This is a genomic window from Vibrio sp. VPAP30 (assembly GCF_001188205.1).
Classification (GTDB): domain Bacteria; phylum Pseudomonadota; class Gammaproteobacteria; order Enterobacterales; family Vibrionaceae; genus Vibrio; species Vibrio bivalvicida.
In genome coordinates this window covers 1-1079 of sequence record NZ_LBLS01000002.1, presented here as the reverse complement: position 1 = coordinate 1079, position 1079 = coordinate 1, and the positions used below count along the sequence as shown (strand labels likewise).

The window sequence follows — 1079 nt, the reverse complement described above, 5'->3', positions numbered from 1 at the left end:
ATATTAACAGCCTGAACTTCTTCTGGGCTTTCCTGGTAGGTTTCTAAGTAATTACTTAACATTTGTAGCGTGAAAGACTTGCCTTGTTCACGGTAGCCACCGTCAATCATTAAGGCGGCAAATACCCGAAGTTGATTAAGCGCATCTTCATTTTTCACTGCCTGTTTCAAAACAAATGCGTTAGTCTCTACCGTGGCTTCAAGGCCCATGGTCGTGCCTGCAAATATGCGCTTCAAATCATTAATATCATGAGCTTTAAGCCCACCAGTAGACATGCCGACGTTGTACAAATTAATCAGAGCAGATTGCTCTTGAGTTAATGCCATCAGCCCTTTACCAACACGGGCAGAGATGTATACAACGCTCTTCTCAAAATCGGTCTGTTTAATATTCAACATGACACCATTATCAAAACGATAGCGAAGAATATGTCCGTATTTGGACGTACCAATTAGCTTAGCTTTGCCTGGCTTACCAAAGTTCTGGTAAGCAAATTCAGTGGCAGCCTTCTCCACATAGGGCGTTACCTTAGTTTGTTGGCTTTCCGCATATGTTTCAAGCAACGTCTTCTCAAGGCCTGGGGCATTGCTACGCTCGGTTAAATAGAGACGAGGTGGTTGAGATGCCCACCTTTTCCGAAAGGCCTCATTAATTGATTTAACGGTCAATTGGTCTCGTAGTTCATAGAATATGGATAGGTCGGTTTGTGGTGATGCGATAACGTAACCACTATCAACGGCATTCATGACTCTGTTAGCAAGAGTGGCACTTGACGAATCCCCAGCCGTTTCGACACTAAGCTGTAGTTCATTTTCTAACGCTGTAAGCTGCTTCTTTATCTCATCTTCGGTAAAACCGAACTCAACCGCTTGACGTAATTTTTGCTCTAGTGTTGAGAGGCCAAAGTCCCAATCTCTATCTGCTGTTGTCACCCCGATTTGACTTACACGAACAGATTCTAAGCTTATCTCTGATGACATACTCGGTGACAGAATTCGACCGCCACTTTCGTACGCTAATGTGTCAATACGATTAATCAAAGCCCTAGTGCTCAGTAAGTGAGTCCAGTACTCTAGATT

Annotated in this window: 1 pseudogene; it reads right to left on the bottom strand. The window is 43.6% G+C overall.

What is annotated here, in order from left to right:
• Positions 1-1079 (bottom strand): annotated as a pseudogene (locus ZX61_RS00010) (M16 family metallopeptidase); the annotation flags it as partial.